The 20,908-nt window shown below is 71.8% G+C and carries 21 protein-coding genes; 6 read left to right on the forward strand and 15 right to left on the reverse strand.

Features of this window, described 5'->3' with window-relative positions; all coding sequences use genetic code 11:
- Window positions 1-8 precede the first annotated feature (8 nt).
- The 8 genes from tsaD to ACH34S_RS05040 all read right to left on the reverse strand — a co-directional run bounded on the left by tsaD (window position 9) and on the right by ACH34S_RS05040 (window position 7,583).
- Entirely contained in the window at window positions 9-1,043 is a 1,035-nt protein-coding gene (tsaD, locus tag ACH34S_RS05005) for a tRNA (adenosine(37)-N6)-threonylcarbamoyltransferase complex transferase subunit TsaD (RefSeq protein ID WP_395951166.1), read from the reverse strand.
- Complete coding sequence (rimI, locus tag ACH34S_RS05010) at window positions 1,040-1,525, reverse strand: ribosomal protein S18-alanine N-acetyltransferase (RefSeq protein ID WP_395951452.1); 486 nt, start codon at window positions 1,523-1,525, stop codon at window positions 1,040-1,042. The genes tsaD and rimI overlap by 4 nt, the downstream gene beginning before the upstream one ends.
- Window positions 1,526-1,530: 5 nt before the next feature.
- Window positions 1,531-2,211 (reverse strand): tRNA (adenosine(37)-N6)-threonylcarbamoyltransferase complex dimerization subunit type 1 TsaB, encoded by a 681-nt coding sequence (gene tsaB / locus ACH34S_RS05015; RefSeq protein ID WP_395951167.1) that lies wholly within the window; start codon window positions 2,209-2,211, stop codon window positions 1,531-1,533.
- 53 nt (window positions 2,212-2,264) lie between these two features.
- Entirely contained in the window at window positions 2,265-3,158 is an 894-nt protein-coding gene (locus ACH34S_RS05020) for a hypothetical protein (RefSeq protein ID WP_395951168.1), read from the reverse strand.
- Window positions 3,159-3,284: 126 nt separating this feature from the next.
- Window positions 3,285-3,746, reverse strand: coding sequence for a tRNA (adenosine(37)-N6)-threonylcarbamoyltransferase complex ATPase subunit type 1 TsaE (gene tsaE / locus ACH34S_RS05025; protein WP_395951453.1), 462 nt, complete (start codon window positions 3,744-3,746; stop codon window positions 3,285-3,287).
- 5 nt (window positions 3,747-3,751) lie between these two features.
- Entirely contained in the window at window positions 3,752-4,825 is a 1,074-nt protein-coding gene (locus ACH34S_RS05030; RefSeq protein WP_395951169.1) for an alpha/beta fold hydrolase, read from the reverse strand.
- A gap of 13 nt (window positions 4,826-4,838) precedes the next feature.
- Complete coding sequence (gene alr / locus ACH34S_RS05035; protein WP_395951170.1) at window positions 4,839-5,963, reverse strand: alanine racemase; 1,125 nt, start codon at window positions 5,961-5,963, stop codon at window positions 4,839-4,841.
- A gap of 129 nt (window positions 5,964-6,092) precedes the next feature.
- Window positions 6,093-7,583, reverse strand: a complete 1,491-nt coding sequence (locus tag ACH34S_RS05040; protein WP_395951171.1) for an NAD(P)H-hydrate dehydratase — start codon at window positions 7,581-7,583, stop codon at window positions 6,093-6,095.
- A 241-nt stretch (window positions 7,584-7,824) separates the two neighbouring features.
- Here ACH34S_RS05040 and ACH34S_RS05045 point away from each other — a divergent pair, with 241 nt between their 5' ends.
- From ACH34S_RS05045 to ACH34S_RS05055, 3 genes are all read left to right on the forward strand, one after another.
- Entirely contained in the window at window positions 7,825-8,685 is an 861-nt protein-coding gene (locus ACH34S_RS05045) for a helix-turn-helix domain-containing protein (RefSeq protein WP_395951172.1), read from the forward strand.
- Between the two features lie 37 nt (window positions 8,686-8,722).
- Window positions 8,723-8,944 carry a DUF397 domain-containing protein gene (locus ACH34S_RS05050; RefSeq protein ID WP_395951173.1) on the forward strand — a complete coding sequence of 74 codons (222 nt, stop codon included), beginning with the start codon at window positions 8,723-8,725 and terminating at the stop codon, window positions 8,942-8,944.
- A gap of 247 nt (window positions 8,945-9,191) precedes the next feature.
- Window positions 9,192-9,398 (forward strand): DUF397 domain-containing protein, encoded by a 207-nt coding sequence (locus ACH34S_RS05055; RefSeq protein ID WP_395951174.1) that lies wholly within the window; start codon window positions 9,192-9,194, stop codon window positions 9,396-9,398.
- Between the two features lie 93 nt (window positions 9,399-9,491).
- Here ACH34S_RS05055 and ACH34S_RS05060 read toward each other — a convergent pair whose 3' ends face one another.
- The 3 genes from ACH34S_RS05060 to glmS all read right to left on the reverse strand — a co-directional run bounded on the left by ACH34S_RS05060 (window position 9,492) and on the right by glmS (window position 13,477).
- Complete coding sequence (locus ACH34S_RS05060; protein ID WP_395951175.1) at window positions 9,492-10,517, reverse strand: ABC transporter permease; 1,026 nt, start codon at window positions 10,515-10,517, stop codon at window positions 9,492-9,494.
- A gap of 7 nt (window positions 10,518-10,524) precedes the next feature.
- Window positions 10,525-11,553 (reverse strand): ABC transporter ATP-binding protein, encoded by a 1,029-nt coding sequence (locus ACH34S_RS05065; RefSeq protein ID WP_395951176.1) that lies wholly within the window; start codon window positions 11,551-11,553, stop codon window positions 10,525-10,527.
- Window positions 11,554-11,632: 79 nt separating this feature from the next.
- Window positions 11,633-13,477 (reverse strand): glutamine--fructose-6-phosphate transaminase (isomerizing), encoded by a 1,845-nt coding sequence (gene glmS, locus ACH34S_RS05070; protein ID WP_395951177.1) that lies wholly within the window; start codon window positions 13,475-13,477, stop codon window positions 11,633-11,635.
- Window positions 13,478-13,600: 123 nt separating this feature from the next.
- Here glmS and coaA point away from each other — a divergent pair, with 123 nt between their 5' ends.
- The 3 genes from coaA to ACH34S_RS05085 all read left to right on the forward strand — a co-directional run bounded on the left by coaA (window position 13,601) and on the right by ACH34S_RS05085 (window position 16,899).
- Window positions 13,601-14,542 (forward strand): type I pantothenate kinase, encoded by a 942-nt coding sequence (gene coaA / locus ACH34S_RS05075; protein WP_395951178.1) that lies wholly within the window; start codon window positions 13,601-13,603, stop codon window positions 14,540-14,542.
- Window positions 14,543-14,650: 108 nt separating this feature from the next.
- The gene (locus ACH34S_RS05080) at window positions 14,651-15,850 is read left to right on the forward strand and encodes an agmatinase family protein (RefSeq protein WP_395951179.1); all 1,200 of its coding nucleotides are present in this window, start codon (window positions 14,651-14,653) and stop codon (window positions 15,848-15,850) included.
- Complete coding sequence (locus ACH34S_RS05085; protein WP_395951180.1) at window positions 15,850-16,899, forward strand: hypothetical protein; 1,050 nt, start codon at window positions 15,850-15,852, stop codon at window positions 16,897-16,899. Before ACH34S_RS05080 ends, ACH34S_RS05085 begins: the two co-directional genes overlap by 1 nt.
- Here ACH34S_RS05085 and ACH34S_RS05090 read toward each other — a convergent pair.
- The 4 genes from ACH34S_RS05090 to ACH34S_RS05105 form a co-directional block, all read right to left on the reverse strand.
- Window positions 16,896-18,284, reverse strand: a complete 1,389-nt coding sequence (locus ACH34S_RS05090) for an alkaline phosphatase PhoX (RefSeq protein WP_395951181.1) — start codon at window positions 18,282-18,284, stop codon at window positions 16,896-16,898. The genes ACH34S_RS05085 and ACH34S_RS05090 overlap by 4 nt on opposite strands.
- Before the next feature lie 87 nt (window positions 18,285-18,371).
- Entirely contained in the window at window positions 18,372-19,088 is a 717-nt protein-coding gene (locus ACH34S_RS05095) for an ABC transporter permease (RefSeq protein ID WP_395951182.1), read from the reverse strand.
- A complete protein-coding gene (locus ACH34S_RS05100; protein WP_395951183.1) occupies window positions 19,085-19,996 on the reverse strand; it encodes an ABC transporter ATP-binding protein in 912 nt (303 codons plus the stop codon). The genes ACH34S_RS05095 and ACH34S_RS05100 overlap by 4 nt, the downstream gene beginning before the upstream one ends.
- Window positions 19,993-20,871, reverse strand: coding sequence for an ABC transporter permease (locus tag ACH34S_RS05105; RefSeq protein ID WP_395951184.1), 879 nt, complete (start codon window positions 20,869-20,871; stop codon window positions 19,993-19,995). Before ACH34S_RS05105 ends, ACH34S_RS05100 begins: the two co-directional genes overlap by 4 nt.
- Window positions 20,872-20,908: the final 37 nt, after the last annotated feature.

A 20,908-nucleotide genomic window follows, 5' to 3' on the forward strand; every position in this document is an offset into this window, starting at 1 on the left:
CACTGCGGTCAGAGCAGGACGGAGCCGATCGGGAGGCTCGAATCGGCGGGGAGCTCCAGGTCGGACGGTGACGCCCCGGCGGCCAGCAGTTCCGAGCCGAGGGCGGCGACCATGGCGCCGTTGTCGGTGCAGAGCTTCGGACGCGGGACGCGCAGCCGCACGCCCGCCCTCTCGCAGCGTTCCGCCGCGAGGGCCCGCAGCCGCGAGTTGGCCGCGACACCGCCGCCGATCAGCAGGTCGTGGACGCCGTTGTCCTTGCAGACCTTCAGCGCCTTCTGCGTCAGGACGTCCACGACGGCCTCCTGGAAGGACGCCGCCACGTCCGCGACCGGCACCGGCTCGCCCGCCCGCTCCTTGGCCTCCACCCAGCGCGCCACGGCCGTCTTCAGGCCGGAGAACGAGAAGTCGTAGGTGCCGTCGTTGTACTTGCCGCGCGGGAACGGGATCGCGGCCGGGTCGCCGTCGCGGGCCATCCGGTCGATGACCGGCCCGCCGGGGAAGCCGAGGTCGAGGACGCGGGCGACCTTGTCGAACGCCTCGCCGGCCGCGTCGTCGACCGTGGTGCCGAGGGAGCGGACGTCGCCCGCCACGTCCGGCACCAGCAGCAGCGACGAGTGCCCGCCCGACACCAGCAGCGCCACGCACGGCTTCGGCAGCGGGCCGTGTTCGAGCTGGTCGACGCACACGTGCGCGGCCAGATGGTTGACGCCGTACAGCGGCTTGCCCAGCGACAGCGCGTACGCCTTCGCCGCGGCGACGCCGACCATCAGCGCGCCCGGCAGCCCGGGGCCCGCCGTCACCGCGAACGCGTCGATGTCGGTGAACGCCACGCCCGCGTCGGCGAGGGCCCGCTCGACCGTCGGCGCCATCGCCTCCAGGTGGGCGCGGGAGGCGACCTCGGGCACCACGCCGCCGAACCGGGCGTGCTCGTCGACGCTGGAGGCGATCGCGTCCGCGAGGAGGGTGTGGCCGCGCACGATCCCGACGCCGGTCTCGTCGCAGGAGGTCTCGATGCCGAGCACCAGCGGCTCGTCCGGAATCACGTGTTCTCCCTGGTGAAGCCGAAGGACGGACGTTCGCGGAGCGTGCGGCACATGACGATCGCGTCCACGTCGGAGGGCTGGTAGTAGCGTTTGCGGATGCCGACCTCGTCGAAGCCGAACCGCTCGTAGAGGCGGCGCGCGGCGGCGTTGTCGGCGCGGACCTCCAGGAACACCGCCTCGCTGCCCCGGCGGGCGGCCTCGTCCAGCAGCTCGGTGAGCAGCGCCGCGCCGACGCCCGAGCCGCGCTGGTCGGCGCGGACGCCGATGGTCTGCACATCGGCCTGCCCACCGGCCGCGGCGAGGCCCGCGTAGCCGACGATCTCGCCGCCGGGCGCCTCCGCGACGACGTAGTGCCGGGTCCGCGGCTGGTCGGCGAGCTCGCCGGCGATCATCTCCTCGCTCCACGCGTCCTCTGGGAACAGCGACTGTTCCAGCGCGTGGATGGTGGGGACGTCCGCGTCGGACATCGCCCGCAGGACGATATCGCTCACGCCCGCGTCACCTTCTTGCGCGGGCCCGGCTCCTTCGCGTCGGGACGGCGGAGGTAGAGGGGCTCGGGCGGAAGGAGCTCGGGGCCCTTCAGCCCGGCCAGGCGCGCGACGGTCAGCTCGGCGAGGGCGCCGGCGGTGGGGAGCAGCGGCTCGTGCCCGGAATCGCCGAGGATCTCCGGGTACAGGGCGGCGCCTTCACCGACGACGGCGAGGCCCTCGGGCGCCCCGTCCAGGACGTCGGCAGGTGGGCCCACGGCAGGCGCGGTGGCGCGCGCGCGGAACGAGTGGTACCGCGCCCAGTAGACCTCTTTGCGGCGGGCGTCCGTGGCGACGGCGAACGGCTCTTCCGAGCCGGTGGCCCAGGCGATGACGTCGAGCGTGCAGATGCCGTGCACCGGGATGCTGAGCGCGCCGCCCATGGAACGGGCGGTGATCAGCCCGACGCGCAGCCCCGTGTAGGGGCCGGGGCCGACGCCGACGGTGATCGCGCTGAGATCGTCTGGAGCGGCTCCGGCCTCCGCCATCACGCTCGCGATGGACGGGGTGAGAAGCTCCGTGTGCCTGCGCCGGTCGACCGCCTCGGCCGCGCCGCGCCGGACGGCGCCCTCCCCGGGTGTCCACTCGTACAGCGCCACGGTGATCGCGGCGGTCGCGGTGTCGAAAGCCAAGACCAGCACGGGTTGAAAGCCTACAGGTCCGCCCGCTGTGACGGCGGCCGGGAGAGGGCCGGTCAGGCGCGGTCCATGCTCTGGATCACGGCCTTCGCCACGTCGACGGCGCCGCCCTTGGCGGTCTGCGACGACAGCGGTTCGCCGTCGTCCGAGCCGGAGTAGTGGATGGTGATGAGGACGTTCCCCAGCAGCACGTTGGAGACCGCCTCACCCGACCCCTGCCCCTTGTCGACGCTGTAGACGACGTACGCGTCGTCGCCGACGCCGGTGAGGCGGTTCTGGTCGGTGATCTCCTGGCCCGTGAGGACCGCCTTGCCGGTCTCGTCGGCGGTCCGTTCCGAGGTGAAGGTGGCTCGGGCGGCCTCCGTGGGCGTCCGGCCGCTGGTGCCGGGGATCGCGCGGAGCTCGACGATCAGCTGGCGCATGGCGTCGCCGGCGTAGGCGCCCCACACGCACTGGCTCTGCCGGTCGTCGCCCTCGTTCTTGTCGGCCTCGGTGCGCTCGGCGCCCGGCGCGAGCCTGTTGACGAGGCCTTGGGCGACGATCGCGCACGAGTCGGGGACCGCGGTGCGCTCGCCGTAGGGCGACGGGCTGCTCTCGGTGGCGGCGCCGCCGGCGGACCGGCCGGCGTCCGGGTCGCCGCCCGTCAGGACGGCGAACACGGCGAACAGGCAGATGCCGACCCCGGCCCCGACGGAGCCGAGGATGACGGCCCACCGCCAGCCGCTCCGGCGGCGGCGTGCGCGGGCGGCGCGGCGGCCGCCGGGCCGGCGCCCCCCGGCGTGACCTCCGCTGCCGGGACGGTAGGTCCCGGGGTGGTGGGGGCCGGTTTCGGTGCGGTACGTCCGGTCGCCGGGCGCCGGATGGCGGCGCGGGTCATGGCCGGGCCGGCGCGGGTACTCGCCCGTCCCGCCCGTGCCGCGGTCACCGCCGCCGCGATGGCTGCCACTCACCGGATCCCACTCCCGCTGCGAGAATCGATTTGTCGCGAACGCGAGGTTCGTTCCGGCAAAGAATACGACATCTCGCCGTAAAGTTGCCCAGCCCCGGCGGTAAAGACTTTAAGGAGGCCCGCGGGCTCAGCCGGCCACCGGCTCCAGGTCTGACCAGCGCGGACCCACCCCGACGAGCCGCACTTCGCGATCTTCTCCGGGACCGTTCCCGCGCGCGATGGTCAATTCCAGGCGATCTTCCGCAAGGCCCTCCGCGAGCCCTTCGCCCCATTCCACGACCGTCACCGATTCCTCGACCGAGGCGTCGAGATCGAGATCGTCCAGCTCCGCGAAACCGCCCAGCCGGTAGGCGTCCACGTGCACCAGCGGGGGCCCGCCGGCCAGCGACGGATGCACCCGCGCGATGACGAACGTCGGCGAGGTGATCGGGCCGCGCACCTTCAGGCCCTCGCCGATGCCCTGCGTCAGCGTCGTCTTGCCCGCGCCGAGATGGCCCGTCATGACCAGCAGGTCGCCCGGGCGCAGCAGGCCCGCCAGGCGGACGCCGAACTCGCGCATGTCCTCCGCCGTGGGCACGGTGACCGTGATCTCGTTCACGCGGTGCGCTCCTCCTCGTACTCCGGCCGGACTCGGTCGATCAGCCGGCGCAGCCCGCCGGTCACCACGCCCGGATACTCCAGCGGCAGCACGTGCCCGGCCTCCTCCACCTCTACCAGCTCCGCGTCCGGCAGCGCGTCGGCGATGCGGCGCGAGTGCCCGGCCGGGGTGAGCCGGTCCTGGCCGCCCGCGAGGACGAGGGTCGGGACGCGGCCGAGAACGTCCAGGCAGGCGATCTTGTCGTGCGCCATCAGCGCCGGATAGAACTCCGCGATCACGTCGATCGGCGTCGCCCTGATCATCTCTTCCAGGAAGCCGACGACGGTCGGGCTCACCTGCTTGTCGGCGAACGCCATCTTCCGCGTCACCACGAACGCCAGGTCGGCGCCGAGGCCGCGGGCCCGCTCCACCAGCTCGGCCTGGCGGCCGAGACCGCGCAGCGTCCGCGGCGCCAGCGGCCGGACGACCTTCGCCAGCACCAGCGGCAACCCGAGCGTCATCTCCGCCAGGTCGCCGCAGGAGGTGTTGACCAGCGCCACCCCGACGACCTGCCGCTTGAACAGCTGGGGATGCCGGTCGGCCAGCGCCATGATCGACATGCCGCCCATGGAGTGCCCGGCGAGGATGACGGGCTGCTTGCGCCGGACGGTCGCCTTCAGCACCGCGTGCAGATCGTCGCCGGTCTGCTCGATCGTCGCGTTGCGGGGGTCGCTGCGCCCGGACCGGCCGTGGCTGCGCTGGTCCCAGAAAACCATCTGGAGCGAGCCTTGCAGGTCGCGGCGCTGGTAGTGCCAGGAGTCCTGGTTGAGGGTGTAGCCGTGGCTGAACACGATGGTGAGGTCGGCGTCGTCGGGGCCGTCCACCTCGACGTGCAGCGGGAGGCCGTCGCTCGCCTCGACGGTCAGCTCCCGGCCGCGCAGCTCGCCGAACGGCTCGCCGGCGTCCGGGTCGGGCCGCAGCCGCACCCGGCCGACCGCGACGCGGCGCAGGCCGACGGCCGCGCCCACCCCGGCCGCGCCGACACCGGCGACGGTGCCGACGATGCCGATCCTGCGCCTGCTGCTGCCCATTCGCGCGCGCCTCCTACAGCGCCCCTCCCGGGTACGCCCTCGGTACCCGGGACCCGATGCGGGTGACGATCTCATACGAGATCGTGCCCAGTGCGTCCGCCCACTCCTGAGCGGTCGGCTCGCCCCGGTCACCCGGGCCGAACAAGATGATCTCATCGCCCGCGGCCAGTTGATCATCGCCGAGGTCGATGACGAACTGGTCCATGCAGACGCGTCCGGCGATCGTCCGGCGGGCGCCGCCCGCGAGGACCTGCAGCAGGTTCGACCCGTGCCGGGGAATCCCGTCGCCGTACCCGACCGGGACGACGGCCAGGGTCGTCTCCCGCTCGGTGTGGTAGGTGTGCCCGTACGACACGCCGCTGCCCGCCGGGACCCGCTTGACCAGCGCCGCGTCCGCCACCAGCGTCATCGCGGGACGCAGCCCGAACGTGCCGAGCGCCGGTATGGGCGTCAGCCCGTACATGGCGATCCCCGGGCGGACCAGGTCGAACCTGGCCTCGGGCACCGTCAGCGCCCCCGCCGAGTTCGCCAGGTGCCGGACCTCGAACCGCGCCCCGGCCTTCTCCGCGTACGCCACCATCTCGGTGAACGCGCCTACCTGCGCAGCGATGGAGGGGTGACCCGGCTCGTCCGCGCAGGCGAAGTGGGACATGGCGCCCACCACGTGCACCCGTCCGGACGCCTCCGCCTTCAGGGCCGCGTCGACGAGCTCCTCCCAGTCACGGCCGTGCGCCCCGCCGCGCGACATGCCCGTGTCGGCCTTCAGATGGATCCGCGCCGCGCGTCCCGTCCGCTCCGCCGCCTGGACGACCTCCTCCAGCAGCCACGGGGCGCCGACGGTCAGGTCGATGTCCCGCGCGACGGCCTCCTCGTACGGCTCGCCGGGCACGCCCACCGACACCAGCGTCCGGACGGTGAAGCCCGCGTCCCGCAGCCGCAGCGCCTCGACGAGCTTCGCGACGCCCAGCCAGGAGGCGCCGCCCGCGAGCGCGGCCCCGGCGGCCTCGGCCAGGCCGTGCCCGTAGGCCTCGGCCTTCACCATGGCCATGACCTCGGCTCCTTGCGCGCGCTCGCGCAGCAGCCCGACATTGCCGACGATCGCGTCGAGATCAACGCGTGCCTCAGCAGGAACGTTCATGCTCACCAGTCTGCCGCCCTCGCTGCCATGCCCGGGGCATCACGGCCCAGGTCATGGCCAGTCCGTGCCGACGGGGAGCGCTCCAACGGCACTCCCCGTCCAATAAGACGCGATTGCCCGTTCACGAGTTCAAGGCGCGCCGCCGCCCTGGACGGTGCGGAACGCCGCCGGGAGGAACGAGATCACGTCGGGGGCCGTGATGGGGGCTTCCGGGCCTGGGGACGGGGCCGTGGCGAGGCGGGCGGCGAGGCCGTGCAGGTAGGCGCCGGCGGCGGCCGCGTCCATGGCGGGCAGGCCCCCGGCGAGGAGGGCGCCGATGAGGCCGGACAGGACGTCGCCCGTCCCGGCGGTGGCGAGGCGCGGGGTGCCGGTCGGGTTGACGCGGACGGGACGGTCCTGCTCGGCGACCAGCGTGGTGGAGCCCTTGAGCAGGACGGTCGCGGAGAGCTCGGCGGCGGCGCGCCGGACGTGGTCGAGCCGGGCGGCCTCGATGTCCTCGCGGCCGGCGCCGATGAGGCGGGACAGCTCTCCCGCGTGCGGCGTTAGGACGGTCGGGGCGGCGCGGGCGAGGAGGTCGCGGCGGCGGGACAGCACGGTGAGGCCGTCGGCGTCCACCAGCACGGGTAGCTCCGTGGTGAGGACGGCCTCCAGCAGCGACTCGGCGGCGTCGCCGGTGCCGAGCCCCGGGCCCACGACCCAGGACTGGACGCGCCCGATCCGCTCGAGGACCTTCGGCTCGTGCGGGCCGGGGTCGATGACCGTGGTGACGGCCTCGGGCCAGCGCCGCCGGACGAGTTCGACCGGCCGGGCGACGGAGGCGAAGCGGACCATCCCGGCACCGCCGTGCAGCGCGCCGCCCACGCTCAGTACCGCCGCGCCGGTGAACTCGTCGCCGCCGGCGATGACGCCGACGACGCCGCGGCGGTACTTGTCGGACTCGGGGCCCGGCTCGGGCGGCCGGACGTCCACCGACCGGGGCGCGACGACGTCCGGGTCGGGCAGATCGGGGCCGAGCCCGATGTCGACCAGTTCGACCACGCCGCAGTAGGACGCGCCCGGATCGATCAAGAGGCCCGGCTTGTGCGTTCCGAACGTGACCGTGACGTCGGCCTCGACGGCGGCGCCCTCGACGCGGCCGGTGCTCGCGTCGACGCCGCTCGGCACGTCGCAGGCGACGACGAGGCCCGCGGACGCGGAGGCGAGCGCGGCGTAGCGGGCGTGGGGTTCGCGGAGGCCGCCCGTCCCGCCGATGCCGGTCAGCCCGTCGATGATCAGGTCGGCATCGGCGATGGCCGCGTCGATCTCGCCGTCCTGGAGGAGCCGCCCGCCGGCGAGGCGAAGCGACGCCAGGCCCTGCTCGTGGATCCTGGTCCCGGCCTGGACGACCCGGACGCGCGCGCCGCGCCGGGCGAGCCTGGCGCCCGCGTAGAGCGCGTCGCCGCCGTTGTCGCCGCCGCCCACGAGCAGGACGACACGCGACCCGTACACGGCGGGCAGCACGCGGGCGCACACCGACGCCAGCCCGGCGGCGGCGCGCTGCATCAGGGCGCCGTCCGGGAGCCGGGCCATCAGAGCCTGCTCCGCCGCCCGCACCTTGCCGACCTCGTGCGCGTACCTCATCCGCGGCTCCCCACGCTGATCACACACCCGTCGATCACAACCTCAGGGTGCCACGGGCTCGCTTTCCGCAACCTTGCCCCCAGGGCATTTGTACCTTGCAGTGCAACTTTCAATGTCACGTGCGGCCAAGAATGATCAGCCGTAGAATCTTCCACATCCGGTCCGATGTATTCGCATTGCCGCACGCGGGTGCGGCGGAATGCGCCCTGATCAGTCCGCAGGGACTGGAGAGGCCTGATCAATGAGCACTTCCCGAGGTCCCTCCGTCCGGCAGCGGCGGCTGGCCGCGGAACTCCGCCGGCTGCGCGAGCGGCATGGGCTCACCGGCGACGAGGTCGCCGACCGGCTGACCTGGTCCACCGCGAAGGTGTCGCGCATCGAGAATGCCCGGACCGGCGCGAAGATCGGTGATGTGCTGAAGCTTCTCGATCTGTACGAGATCGACGGCCCGCGCCGCGACGACCTGGTCTCGCTGACGCACGACGCGGCACGTCGCGGATGGTGGGAGGAATACCGCGATCTGCCGAGCGAGCTGGCCGACTTCGTCGCCCTGGAGTCCGAGGCCACGGCCATGCGGGAATGGGGCAGCACCGTGTTTCCCGGCCTGCTCCAGACCGAGGACTACGCGCGGAATGTGATCGGCGGCTGGAGCGACCTGGCCACCCTGCCCCCGCAGGAACTGGAACGCAGGCTGGACGTTCGGATGCGCCGCCGGGAGGTGCTGCACCGGGCGCATCCGCTGGAGCTGTCGGCGGTTCTCGACGAGTCGGTTCTGCTGCGCCGGATCGGCGACCAGAAGGTCATGCGAGAGCAGCTCGAACACCTCCTCCGGATGACCGAGCATCCGAACGTGACGGTGCGGATACTGCCTTTGAACACGGCACACTCGGTGTTGGCCGAGTCATTTATCCTGCTGCAATTCTCACCGGTGCACGACATCGTATTCCCTGATATCGTGCACACCGAATCTCTGACGATCAGCCACCTTGCGGAAGAGGCTGTTACTTATATGTACAGGCTTGCCTATAAAAGCCTGGCCGACCAGGCCCTCGACGCCACTGAATCACGGCAGCGCATCATCGAGGCCAGGGACGCCTGGTAGGGCCCGCAAAGTGGCCCAACCTTGCGAAAGGCACCGAGTGTCCCGTTTCGCCACTCCTGCTCCACAATGGAGGAGAAGCGCCCACTGCGGGGCGAGCAACACATGCGTCGAAGTTGCCTCATTGGTCGGTTCGTCCGATTTCATTGGTGCACGAGACGCCAAGTACGGCACGCAGAGCCCGGTCCTGTCGTTCTCCCAGCGAGAGTGGCGGGCGTTCGTCGAACGAGCCAAGAACGGCGAATTCGATTTGGGCCGATGACGTGCGAATGAGCCCCGTTCGGTGCCTCACGAGGGCGCAGTAGGGCAGCGCAGCGAACGAGCCGGGTCCGCACGGGACTCGGCTCGTAGCCGTCACACCGGAAACTTTGCATCTTCCTCAGCACTCTGGCCACAGGAGCACCGTCCTGACCCGGGTGTGATCAGCAGTTTTTTGTGATCTTGTTACCTTGTGCTTGGCACCGGCAGCGCGGCCGCGGACAAATGCAACTTTCGAGGCAGGAGCCGGAATGAGTTTCCATGGATCACCGCCCGCCCGATGGAGGCGGAGCACCCGATGCGGCGCCAGCAACGCATGCGTCGAGATCGCACGCCTCGACGAGGGCGCGATATCGGTACGGGACACCGCGGACGCCGGGCCTCGCCTCGCGTTCGACCTCGGTGAATGGCGAGAGTTCGTCCGCCGGGTACGGGACGGCCGTTTCGACCATCCCTGAAAGCGACCCTGAAAACATCCCTGCAAATTTCACTTTACTGAGATTCTCAGAGTGTCGGAGAATTGCGCACAACGGTGTGCGCAATCCCGATTCTCACGCCACGCGAACACCGCGTGGCACACGGTGAAGCGGTGTTCGCAAACGCATGGCGGTGATGGTGACGGCGCCGGCGGCGAGGGCCAGGTCGAATAGCAGGCCGTACACCCAGACGGCGTTACCGTCGTCCTTTTCGGAACTGCCGTGGCCGCCGACGGCCCCGGGATGGGCCGAGTAGACCACCTGCGGCTTGTCCCCCTCGCGGATGTCGCGGACCTCGCGGCTGAGGTCGCCCAGCGGGTCGTTCGACGGCGACCGCTCGAACACCCGGCCGTCGACGACGTACCGGCGCTCGGGCAGGCGTGGCGCCGCGTCCGCCAGGATCACCACCGGGTTGGGCGCCAGCAGCCACCAGACCCGCTCGGTGTGCTCGATCGACCGCTCGTAGGAGCCGTAGTCGGAGTACACCCGCTTGTGGTCGGTGGTGATCGGAACGGCGAGCGTGTACAGCAGCGGCGTGCCCGCCAGCAGCCCGAAGACCGTCATGTACGCCATGAGCACCGAGGTGATGCTGCGCGCGAGCAGCGCCGACCACGCCTGCGACACCGCGCACACCACACCGATCAGCAGGGCGCTGACCAGCAGGACGACCACGGCCCGGCCGACCCCGATCGCGCCCTCCGCGACCGGCCACAGCACGCACGGCAGGGTGAGCACCAGCGTGAGCAGCCCGGTCCCCCAGGCCGCGGCGAGCTTGCCGAGCGCGATGTCGGCGGGGGTGAGCCGGGTGACCTGGAGCGTGGCGAGCGTCCCGCGCTCGCGGTCCCCGTTGATGGACTGGCCGCTGAGCGCGGGGGTGACCAGCAGCGTCAGCACCAGCACGCCGAACAGCACGGTGCCGAACATCGACACGCCCGGGTCGCCGAAGGTGGAGGTCTCGTCGACCTCCAGCGCCAGCCGCAGCAGCAGCCCCAGCCCGTTGACGATCACGAACCAGGCGGCCAGCAGTATCTTCCAGCGGCCCGTCCGCAGCCGGGTCCTGACCTCCTGCCGGGCCACCAGGCCGATCCCATGTGCGGTCATGGCCGCCTCACCTCCGGTTCTCGGTCATCGCGAGATAGGCCGATTCGAGCGCGCTGCCGGCGGGCGCGAGGCCGGTGACGGGGACGCCCGCGGCGACCAGCTCGGCCAGCAGCGCCGCGGCCTCGGCCTCGGTGAGCGGGCCGACCTCGGTCGCGCCCGGCAGGTCGGCGGCCGGTGCGAGGCCCTCGCGCCCGTCGAGGACGCGGGCGAGGGTCGTGGCCAGCAGCGCGGGGTCGAGCGAGCGGATCCGCCAGCGGACGCGGGCCTCGACGCCGGCGAGGTCCGCCATGGCGTGGTCGCCCGCCGTCCGCCCGTTGTCGACCAGGACGACCCGGTCGGCGATCTCCTCCAGCTCGCTGAGGATGTGGCTCGACACCAGGATCGCGGCACCGTCCGCGGCCAGCGAGCGCAGCAGGTCGCGCAGCTCGATCCGGGAGCGGGGGTCGAGGCCGGAGGCGGGCTCGTCCAGGAGCAGGACGCGGGGGCGGTGCACCAGCGCGCGGGCCAGGCCGAGCCGCTGCTTCTGCCCGCGCGACAGCGCGTGGACGGGCTGCCCGACCCGGTCGTCCAGGTGGACGAGGCTGAGCAGCGCCCTGACCCGGCGCTGCCGCTCCTCCCTGGGCAGCCCGTATGCCTCGGCGAAGAACGCCAGGTACTCGTCCACGGTGAGCTGGTCGTAGACGCCGAACGTGTCCGGCATCCAGCCGAGCGCGTCGCGGGCCGCGGCCGGGCTCTGCCGCACGTCGTGGCCCGCGATCCGGACCACGCCCGAGTCGGGCGCCAGCAGCGTCGCGAGGATGAGCAGCAGCGTCGTCTTGCCCGCCCCGTTCGGCCCGACCAGCGCCGTGACCTGCCCGTACGGGACGGTGAGATCGAGCCCGCCGAGCGCCTGCACCGTGCCGAAGCCGCGCGTCACACCGCGCGCCTCGATGCCGAACTCGCCGTGGTCGTCGTGTTCGTCGAGGTACCTGCGGTCTATGAGGTCGCCGCCGCCGCTTGCGGCGTCGCCGTTCCCCAGGTCACCGTGTGCTGCCACCCGCCCGCCTCCCGACACCGGCCCGATCCCGATCTTCGTCGGACGCGACCCGGCGGCGGAAGGTTCCGGGCAATCCGCCCTATTCGACCGTGACGGACTTGGCGAGGTTGCGGGGCTGGTCCACGTCATGGCCCTTCGCGGTGGCCAGCTCGCACGCGAACACCTGCAGCGGGACGGTCGTGACCAGCGGCTGCAGCAGCGTCGGGACGGCCGGGACGCCGATCAGCGTGTCCGCGTACGGGACGACCGACTCGTCGCCGTCCTCGGCGATCACGATCGTCCGGGCGCCGCGGGCCCGGATCTCCTGGATGTTCGAGACGATCTTGTCGTGCAGGACGTCCCGCGCCCGCGGCGGCACGATCACCACGACCGGCAGGCCCTCCTCGATCAGCGCGATCGGGCCGTGCTTCAGCTCGCCCGCCGCGAAGCCCTCCGCGTGCATGTACGCGAGCTCCTTGAGCTTCAGCGCGCCCTCCAGCGCGACCGGGAAGCCGACGTGGCGGCCGAGGAACAGCACGCACCGCTCGCCCGCCAGCGACCGGGCCAGCTCCCGGACGGGCTCCATCGTCTCCAGCACCTTCGCGACCTTCTCCGGCATCCGCTCCAGGAGCTGCACCATCGCGAACACCTCGTCGCCCCACTTGGTACCGCGCACCTGCGCGATGTAGAGGGCGATGAGGTACACGGCGACGAGCTGCGTCAGGAACGCCTTCGTGGACGCGACCGCGATCTCCGGCCCCGCGTGCGTGTACAGGACGCCGTCGCACTCGCGCGGCAGCGTCGACCCGTTGACGTTGCAGATGCCCAGCAGCTTCGCCTTCTGCTCCCGGGCGTGCCGGACGGCCATCAGCGCGTCCATCGTCTCCCCCGACTGGGAGATCGCGATGACCAGCGTCGCCGGGGACAGGATCGGGTCGCGGTAGCGGAACTCGCTGGCCAGCTCCACCTCGCACGGGAGCCCGGCCCAGTGCTCGATCGCATACTTGGCGATCAGCCCGGCGTGGTAGGACGTCCCGCAGGCCACGATGATGATCTTGTCGACCTCGCGGAGCTCGCGGTCGGGGATGCGCATCTCGTCCAGGCGGAGGCGGCCGTCCGCGCCGATCCGGCCGAGGAGGGTGTCGGCGACCGCCCGCGGCTGCTCGGCGATCTCCTTGAGCATGAAGTAGTCGTAGCCGCCCTTTTCCGCGGCCGACACGTCCCAGTCGACGTGGTACTCCTGCACCTCGGCGGGACGTCCCTCGAAGTCGGTGATCGTCACGCCGCCGGCGCGCAGCTCGACGATCTGGTCCTGGCCGAGCTCGATCGCGTCGCGGGTGTGCGCGATGAACGCGGCGACGTCGCTGGCGAGGAAGTTCTCGCCCTCCCCGACCCCGACGACCAGCGGCGAGTTCCGGCGGGCGCCGACGACCAGGTCAGGGTCGCCGGTGTGCACCGCGACCAGGGTGAACGCGCCGTCCAGCCGGCGGCAGACGCGGCGCATCGCGTCGGCGAGGCCGCCGCCCGCCTTCAGCTCGTCCTCCAGCAGGTGCGCGACCGCCTCGGTGTCGGTGTCGGAGGCGAGCCCGTGGCCGCCCTCCGCCAGCTCGGCGCGCAGCTCGGCGAAGTTCTCGATGATCCCGTTGTGGATCACCGCGACGGAGCCGGTGCAGTCGACGTGCGGGTGCGCGTTGCGGTCGTTCGGCGGGCCGTGCGTCGCCCACCGGGTGTGCCCCATGCCGAGCGTCCCGGCGGGCGGCGGCTCCTCGTCCAGCGCACCCCGCAGGTTCGCGAGCTTGCCCGCGCGCTTCGCCGTCGCCAGCTTCCCGTCGGCCAGCACGGCCACCCCGGCCGAGTCGTAGCCGCGGTACTCCAGCCGCGCCAGGCCCTCCACGACCACGTCGAGCGCCGGACGGCCGCCTACGTACCCCACGATTCCGCACATGGCGGCAACTCTATTCGGTGCTCCGACCAGGGGCCTACTGCGAGTGACGTAGCCGGGTGACGCTAACGTGGACGACCGGTGAAAACGCCGTGACCGGTTCAGCCACCCGGTTACTGTTCAGCCATGACGACCGGATGGGACAGCGTGCCGAGCCCCTACGTGCAACTTTCCCGGGACGCCTGGCGGGGCCTGCGCGAGAACACGCCGCTGCCCCTCACGCCCGGCGAACTGGACGCGCTGCGCGGCCTCAAGGACCCGATCGACATCACCGAGGTCGAGGAGGTCTACCTGCCGCTTTCCCGGTTACTGAACCTTTTCTTCCTTTCGGACGGGCGGCTTCGCGACACCGTCAGCGGCTTCCTCGGCGGCGAGGTGCAGCCCACCCCGTTCATCATCGGCGTCGCGGGCAGCGTCGCCGTCGGCAAGTCCACGACGTCGCGGCTGCTGCGCACGCTCCTCGCCCGCTGGCCGGAGCACCCGACCGTGGAGCTGGTCACCACCGACAGCTTCCTGCACCCGAACGCCGTCCTGACCGAGCGCGGGATCCTGGACCGCAAGGGCTTCCCCGAGTCCTACGACCGGCGCGCCCTCGTCCGGTTCGTCTCGTCGATCAAGTCGGGCGCGGACGAGGCGACGATCCCGGTGTACTCGCACCTGGAGTACGACATCGTCCCGGACGCGATCCAGACCGTCCGGCGGCCCGACATCCTGATCGTCGAGGGCCTGAACGTGCTGCAGGCCCCGCCGCCCGGCGCGCTCGGCGTATCCGACTTCTTCGACTTCTCCATCTATGTCGATGCCCGCGTCGAGGACATCCGGCAGTGGTACATCGACCGGCTGTTCGCGCTGCGCCGCACCGCGTTCACCGACCCGCGCTCCTACTTCCACAAGTACGCCAAGGACCTGGACGAGGACGAGACCGCCGCGTTCGCCCAGCGCGTCTGGCGCGACGTCAACGAGATCAACCTCGTCTCCAACATCCTCCCGACGCGCGCCCGCGCCACCCTCGTCCTGCACAAGGACCGCGAGCACGCCGTCCAGCGCGTCCGCCTGCGCCGCATCTAGCCCCCTGGCCGCCTCTGACCGAAGCGCTACCTCGCCTTTGCGCTAACGCCACATCCGCTGGGAAGCACCGCCTGCGTACGCGTGATCACCCAGAGTCGGGAGGGCGGCATGGGCGGGCGAGGCGAGGACGAGGATCCACGGGCGAGCCTGGACGGTGAGAAGGCCAAGCACCTGGAGGCCGAGCTCACCGACGACCGGTTCCAGGAGGAGCTGCGCCGCACGCACCGGCTCGGCCTGCCCCCGGCGGACTCCATCGAGGACAAGGCGATGGCGTCCACCTTCCAGCGCGGCGAGCTGCCGCACTTCTCCGGCATCAACACGTTCCTGAAGGCGCCGTTCCTGGAGGACGTCACCAAGGTCGGCGAGCACGAGGTCGCCGTCGTCGGCGCGCCGCTCGACACCGGCACCACCTACCGTCCAGGCCCCCGGTTCGGGCCGGAGGGGATGCGGCGGATCTCCTCGCTGTACTCGCCGTACTACTTCGAGAAGGGCATCGACCTGCGCGAGCAGCTCGACATGGTGGACGTCGGCGACATCTTCATCACCCCGGCCAACATCGAGAAGGCGTTCGACCAGATCACCAAGGGCCTGGAGCACCTGGTGGCGCACGGGACGTTCCCGGTGGTGCTCGGCGGCGACCACTCGATCGGGTTCCCGACCGCCAGGGGCGTGATGAACGCCTTCGGCAAGAAGATCGGCGTCATCCACTTCGACCGGCACCTCGACACCCAGAAGCGCGACCTCGACGAGCGCATGCACACCACGCCCTGGTACTGGGCCGCGCACGAGCACCACTTCGACTTGGGCAACCTCGTGCAGATCGGGATCGGCGGCTGGCAGGTCCCGCGGCCCGGTGTCGCGCCCGCACGCGAGGGCGGCTCGCTGGTGATGACGGCGGAGGACGTCGAGCGGCTCGGCGTGGAGAAGACCGCCGACCTCGCGCTGGAGGTCGCCTGGAGCGGCGGTGCCGAAGGCGTGTACCTGTCGTTCGACATCGACGCCGTCGACCCCGGATTCGCGCCCGGGACGGGATGGCCGGAGCCCGGCGGGCTCTACCCGCGCGAGGTGCTGAAGCTCGTCCGCCGGTTCGCCGCCGAGGGGCTGCTCGGCATGGAGATCGTCGAGGTCTCGCCGCCCTACGACCAGTCGGACGTGACGAGCCTGCTCGGCGTGCGGCTGATCTGCGAGGTGCTGGCGTCGTCGGTGGCGGCGGGCAAGCTCGGCCGGGACCGCGGCGGCACCCCGCAGACCGCCCGCGCCCGCGAGATCGAGGAGCGGCGGGCCGCGGCACAGGGCCGCGACGGCTGATGCTCGGTGCCGTCATCGCGGCACTCGGGATGTGCGCCGACGGGATCGGCGAGGGGCTGTACGCCGTCCGGCACGGCTACCGGGGCCGGGCCGCCGCGATCGGCTTCGCGATCGCGGCGGTGCTCGGCGCCCTGACCCGGGTCGTCACCCCGATGAACTTCACCGCCGAGTCCGTCGCGGTCGCGACGCAGGCGGCGAAGGAGCGCCCGCAGATCTTCTACATCGTGCTGCTGGCGTCGGTGCCCACGGTCGTGCTCGGCGCCACCGGCCTGTACGAGCCGCTGATCGGGCTGTTCGACGCGGGCGTGGTCGCGGGCGCGGTGGCGGGCGTCGGTGTGCTGCTGGCCTCGGTCGGGTTCGGCTACATCCGCGACCGCAAGGTGGCGGGCGGGGTGTCGACGGTGTTCGGGGTGGCGGCGTTCCTGCTCACCGAGGACCTGACCGTCACGGTCGTCACGTCCATCGCGAGCGGCTCCCTCGCCGCGCACTTCCTCGGCGCCCGGTTCGGCGAGGAGCCGGATGAGGAGGCGCCGGACGTGGAACGCCCGAGCCTGATCCCGCTCCGCTGGCGGGACATGATCGCGCGTCCGGTGCTCGTCGGCGCGCTGTCGCTGTTCGCGCTGCGGCTCGGCACGGTCGTGTCGTACGAGACCGTCAACGGCGAGCTGGCGCCCGGCGAGGAGCCCGACCTGAACGGCGCGTTCCTGATCAACGGGGCGGCGAGCCTGGCGAGCGCCCTGCTCGGCGGGCCGCCGCTCGACCCGACCCCGTCACCGACGGCCGAGACGGCGATGCCCGTCGCGTCCATGGTGATCTTCGCCACGGTGATGGCGGTGCTCGCCGGGGCCGGGCTCGTGGAGCGGGTGGGCCGCTGGGTGCCGCTGGAGTCGGTCGCGGGGTTCCTCATCGTCGTCGGCGCGTTCGTGGTGCTGCCCGAGAACGTCGGCGACGTCGAGGAGCTGCCGGACGGCGTCGCGCTGACCGTCACCGCGTTCAGCAACCCGTTCTACGGCATCGTCGCGGGAGAGCTGGTCCAGCTCCTGCACTAGCGGCGGTCCCAGGGGCCGGTGATCGCGAAGGTCGTGCCTGGTTCGTAGACGTTGACGAACATGGTCGGGTGACGGTCGCGGGAGAACGTGACGCCTGCGAACTCGCCCCATTCGGGCTTGTCGTCCGTGCCGATGTTCTGCCTGTTCCGGGCCATCGGATACACCGTGCGCCGCCGGGTCACGCCGTAGACGTGCTGGGCGCCGCCGCCGTCCTCGCAGACCATCAGGCCGCCCTGCGGGGCGAGGCAGATGTTGTCCGGCGAATCACCGGGCGCTTCCACGTCGGTGTCCGGGCCGAACACGATCACCAGGGTGAGGCGGCGCCGGGACGGCTCGTACGACCACACCTGCCCGAAGTGGTCGGCGCGCGACCCCTCCTTCGTCCGGGCGTAGCTCGACACGAAGTAGACGCGGTCGCCGCCCCAGTAGCAGCCCTCCAGCTTCTGCGCGTGCGTGATGCCGCCGGGCCCGAAGTCCTGGAAGCGGATGGGCGTCTCCCTGGCGAGCGGGTCGGGCACCGGCACCCACTCGACGTGGTCGAACACCGTGCCGGGCTTCTGCACCACCGACAGGTCGGGGACGTCGCGGACGCGCAGCGCCTCAAGCCGTCCACCGGCCCGCAGGCTCCCGGCCCCGCCCTTCGGCTTCTCCGGCAGGAACCGGTAGAACAGGCCGAACGGTTTGTCGAACGCGTCCTCGGTCTCGTACACGGCGCCGTCGCGGGGGTCGACGGCGACCGCCTCGTGCTGGAAGCGTCCCATCGCGGCCAATGGCTCCGGGACGGTCCGGTCCGGCCGGTACGGGTCGACCTCGAAGATGAACCCGTGATCTTTGGTGTAGCCGTCGGTGCCCGCCCGGTCTTCGGTCTCTTCGCAGGTCAGCCAGGTGTTCCACGGGGTGGGGCCGCCCGCGCAGTTCACCGCCGTCCCGGCGATGGCGACGCGTTCGGTGCGGACCCGTCCGGCGCCGTCGAGCTGCAGCGCCGTGCAGCCGCCGAGCCCCTCGGGGTCGTAGGTGAGGCCCTGGACCGGCGGGACCCGGTGCTCGGCGTCCCGCCGGTTCTCATGGTTGCGGACGAGCCACGTGCCGCCGCCGGAGGTGGGGAAGGCCGCCATGCCGTCGCAGTTGCTCGGCACCGGCCCCTCCCCCGACCGCAGCGGCTCGCCTTCCCGGGACAGCACGGTGTACTGGAAGCCGCGGGGCAGATCGAGCAGGCCCTTCGGGTCGGGCACCAGGGGGCCGTACCCGTCGCGGGCGCCGATCGGCGCGGCGTCCGCGTCCCCCGCGAACAGCTCCTCGACGGCGCCGCCGATGGCGATCCCCGCCCCCACCGCGCCCGTCCCGGCCAGGAACCGACGGCGCGAGACCGACCCTGAGACTGGCACGGCGCACACTCCCCTGCTGGACGAACCCTCCAGCCCGTTGTAACACGTCCGGGCCGATGCGAGCCGCAGGGGCGCACGCGCCGCCGGTCAGTCGGCGCTGGCGACCGTGAGGGTGCGGAGCTTGACGGCCGCCAGGAACGTCGCCACGAGCGTGACCGCCGCCAGCAGCGAGATCGCCACCGTCAGGTTGACCGTCGACTCGACCGGCGACGCGCTGGTGAGCGAGTCGGTGACCGACAGGGACCACTGCTGGATGGACGCCGACTTGGCGCCCGGCGCGAAGCTGCCGAGCAGCGTCTCCCACACCAGCGCGTACAGCAGGCCGATCGTGGCGGCGTTGCGGCTGGCGACGCCGAGCGCGACGAACACCGCGCTGTAGGCGACCCCGCCGACCAGGACGCCGACCGTGTACGCGACCGTCACCTCCGCGGTCATGCCGATCAGCACCAGCCCCGCCAGCAGCGTCGGGACGACCGCGAACACCGTCACCAGGATGATCGCGACGACCAGCTTGGTCAGCACGATCACCTCCCGCGGGATCGGCTTGGTCAGCACGTACATGATCTGGCCGTCGTCGATCTCCGGGCCGATCACGCCCGTGCCGGCGATCAGCGCGAGCAGCGGCAGCAGGGTCGCGAGACCGAACTGCTGCAGGACTTCGGAGGAGACGTCCAGGTCGTTGTTGCCGGTCACGCGGAGGATGGCCGCCAGGACGAGCAGGATCAGCGGCAGTCCGAGCAGGAGCAGCGCACGCTTGCGGCCGAGCATCGACCGGAACGTGATCATCGCGATCGTGGAGTTCATCGGGCCACCAGGTAGGAGAAGACGCTTTCGAGGGACTCGTCCGCCGGGGAGACCTCCCAGAGCCGCACGTCGGCGTCCCGCGAGACCTGCGGCAGCAGCCAGGTGAAGCGCTGGAAGTCGACGGCCTCGATCTGCAGGCCCTTCTCGGTGAGCTGGACGCTGCGGGCCGAGCCGTCCGCGATGAGCGCGGCGGCGAGCCGCCGGTCGTCGGAGGAGCGGACGAGGAAGATGTGCGGCCGGTCGGTCATCAGCCGCCGGATCTTGCGGAAGTCGCCGGACGCGGCGTGCCGCCCCGCGACGATCACCTCGATATGGGTCGCGAGCCGCTCGACCTCCTCCAGGATGTGCGACGAGAACAGGATCGTGCGGCCCTCGTCGGCCATCCGGCGGATGAGGTCCATCAGCTGGAGCCGCTGGCGCGGGTCCATGCCGTTGAACGGCTCGTCCAGCAGGAGGACGGGCGGGTCGTGCACCAGCGCGGACGCCATCTTGATGCGCTGCTTCATGCCCTTGGAGTAGTTGCCGATCTGCCGGGAGGCGGCGTACTCCATCTCGACGAGGCCGATGGCGCGGCGCGCGGCGGCGCCCGGGTCGGGCAGCTTGTGCAGCTTGGCCATCGCGACGATGAACTGCTCGCCGGTGAGGAAGTCGTACGCCGACTCCCGCTCCGGGACGAGGCCGAGCTTGCGGTAGACGCCGGGGTTCTGCCACAGCCGCGTCCCGTCCAGCGTGACGGACCCGGACGACGCCTCCAGGAACCCGCCCATCATGTGGATGAGCGTCGACTTCCCGGCGCCGTTCGGCCCGAGGAGCCCGGTCACGCCCGGCCCGACCGTCATCGACACGCCGTTGACGGCGACGACGTTGCCGTACCAGCGCGACACCTTGTCGAGGATCAGCTCACTCATGAGAGGCCCGCTTTCCGGAACCGGCGGTAGAGAATCGCGATCGAGCCCAGGACGAGGGCGGCGCACACCGCCAGCGCGACCACGCCGCCGGTGATCCCGGGCGCGATCCCGGGCGACGACGACTCGGCGCCGAGCAGCCGGACCTCGACGATGTCGACCAGGTTGAACGGCGCCAGCAGCCCCATCCAGCCCTGGAGGGTGAAGTTCGTCTCCGCCTCGGCGATGCCCTGGACGGCGCCCGCGACCGCGGTCGGGACCATGTAGGCGGCGATGACCGCGGCGACGCCGAAGCCGCGCCGCGGCGTGAACGCCGCGACGACCATCCCGATGGCGGCGAGGACCAGCGCGTACAGCACGCAGCCGACGAGCGCGCCGAGGAACTTCAGGAGCTGCTCCCCCGAGTCGGGCGCCTTGGTGACCAGCCCGCCGACGTACAGGACGGCGACGGGCACCGCCAGCATCGCGAACAGCGCGGTCACCATAGCCCCGCCCTTGGCCAGGACGAAGTCGAGATGGCCGACCGGGCGGGAGAAGTACAGCGGGATGACGTGGAAGCGCACCTCCCGCGAGGCGAGCACCGGCGCCTGCGTGGCCAGGAAGATCGCCAAGATCACCTGCATGAGGTCCGCGTACTCGGAGTACGGGATGAGCGCGTCCTCCTCGTTGGTGAACGCGAACGCCGCGACCGACCCGGCGGCCGGCAGCAGCATGAGCGCGCCGAGGATGAACGGCATGATCTTCGCGCGGGCGGGGCGGCCGAGGCCGAACGCGGCGCGCAGGTTGTGCACGTACAGGGACCGCAGCACGTAGGAGCGGCCGTTGCGGCGCCCCTCGTAGTGCCGGTACCCGATGTCATGGATGGTGCTCGTGCTCATCCCTGCTCCCTGTGGGGGGTCGACCCCCCACACCCCC

The sequence above is a fragment of the Actinomadura sp. 3N508 genome, assembly GCF_044326375.1.
Taxonomy (GTDB): domain Bacteria; phylum Actinomycetota; class Actinomycetes; order Streptosporangiales; family Streptosporangiaceae; genus Spirillospora.

Excerpts from the sequence above, each read along its gene's own strand:
- ACH34S_RS05105 (WP_395951184.1), bottom strand. The coding sequence starts at position 20,871 with ATGAGCACGAGCACCATCCATGACATCGGGTACCGGCACTACGAGGGG.
- ACH34S_RS05055 (WP_395951174.1), top strand. The coding sequence starts at position 9,192 with ATGAGTTTCCATGGATCACCGCCCGCCCGATGGAGGCGGAGCACCCGA.
- ACH34S_RS05100 (WP_395951183.1), bottom strand. The coding sequence starts at position 19,996 with ATGAGTGAGCTGATCCTCGACAAGGTGTCGCGCTGGTACGGCAACGTC.
- coaA (WP_395951178.1), top strand. The coding sequence starts at position 13,601 with ATGACGACCGGATGGGACAGCGTGCCGAGCCCCTACGTGCAACTTTCC.
- ACH34S_RS05045 (WP_395951172.1), top strand. The coding sequence starts at position 7,825 with ATGAGCACTTCCCGAGGTCCCTCCGTCCGGCAGCGGCGGCTGGCCGCG.
- glmS (WP_395951177.1), bottom strand. The coding sequence starts at position 13,477 with ATGTGCGGAATCGTGGGGTACGTAGGCGGCCGTCCGGCGCTCGACGTG.
- ACH34S_RS05060 (WP_395951175.1), bottom strand. The coding sequence starts at position 10,517 with ATGACCGCACATGGGATCGGCCTGGTGGCCCGGCAGGAGGTCAGGACC.
- alr (WP_395951170.1), bottom strand. The coding sequence starts at position 5,963 with ATGAACGTTCCTGCTGAGGCACGCGTTGATCTCGACGCGATCGTCGGC.
- ACH34S_RS05095 (WP_395951182.1), bottom strand. The coding sequence starts at position 19,088 with ATGAACTCCACGATCGCGATGATCACGTTCCGGTCGATGCTCGGCCGC.
- ACH34S_RS05030 (WP_395951169.1), bottom strand. The coding sequence starts at position 4,825 with ATGGGCAGCAGCAGGCGCAGGATCGGCATCGTCGGCACCGTCGCCGGT.
- ACH34S_RS05085 (WP_395951180.1), top strand. The coding sequence starts at position 15,850 with ATGCTCGGTGCCGTCATCGCGGCACTCGGGATGTGCGCCGACGGGATC.
- ACH34S_RS05040 (WP_395951171.1), bottom strand. The coding sequence starts at position 7,583 with ATGAGGTACGCGCACGAGGTCGGCAAGGTGCGGGCGGCGGAGCAGGCT.
- ACH34S_RS05080 (WP_395951179.1), top strand. The coding sequence starts at position 14,651 with ATGGGCGGGCGAGGCGAGGACGAGGATCCACGGGCGAGCCTGGACGGT.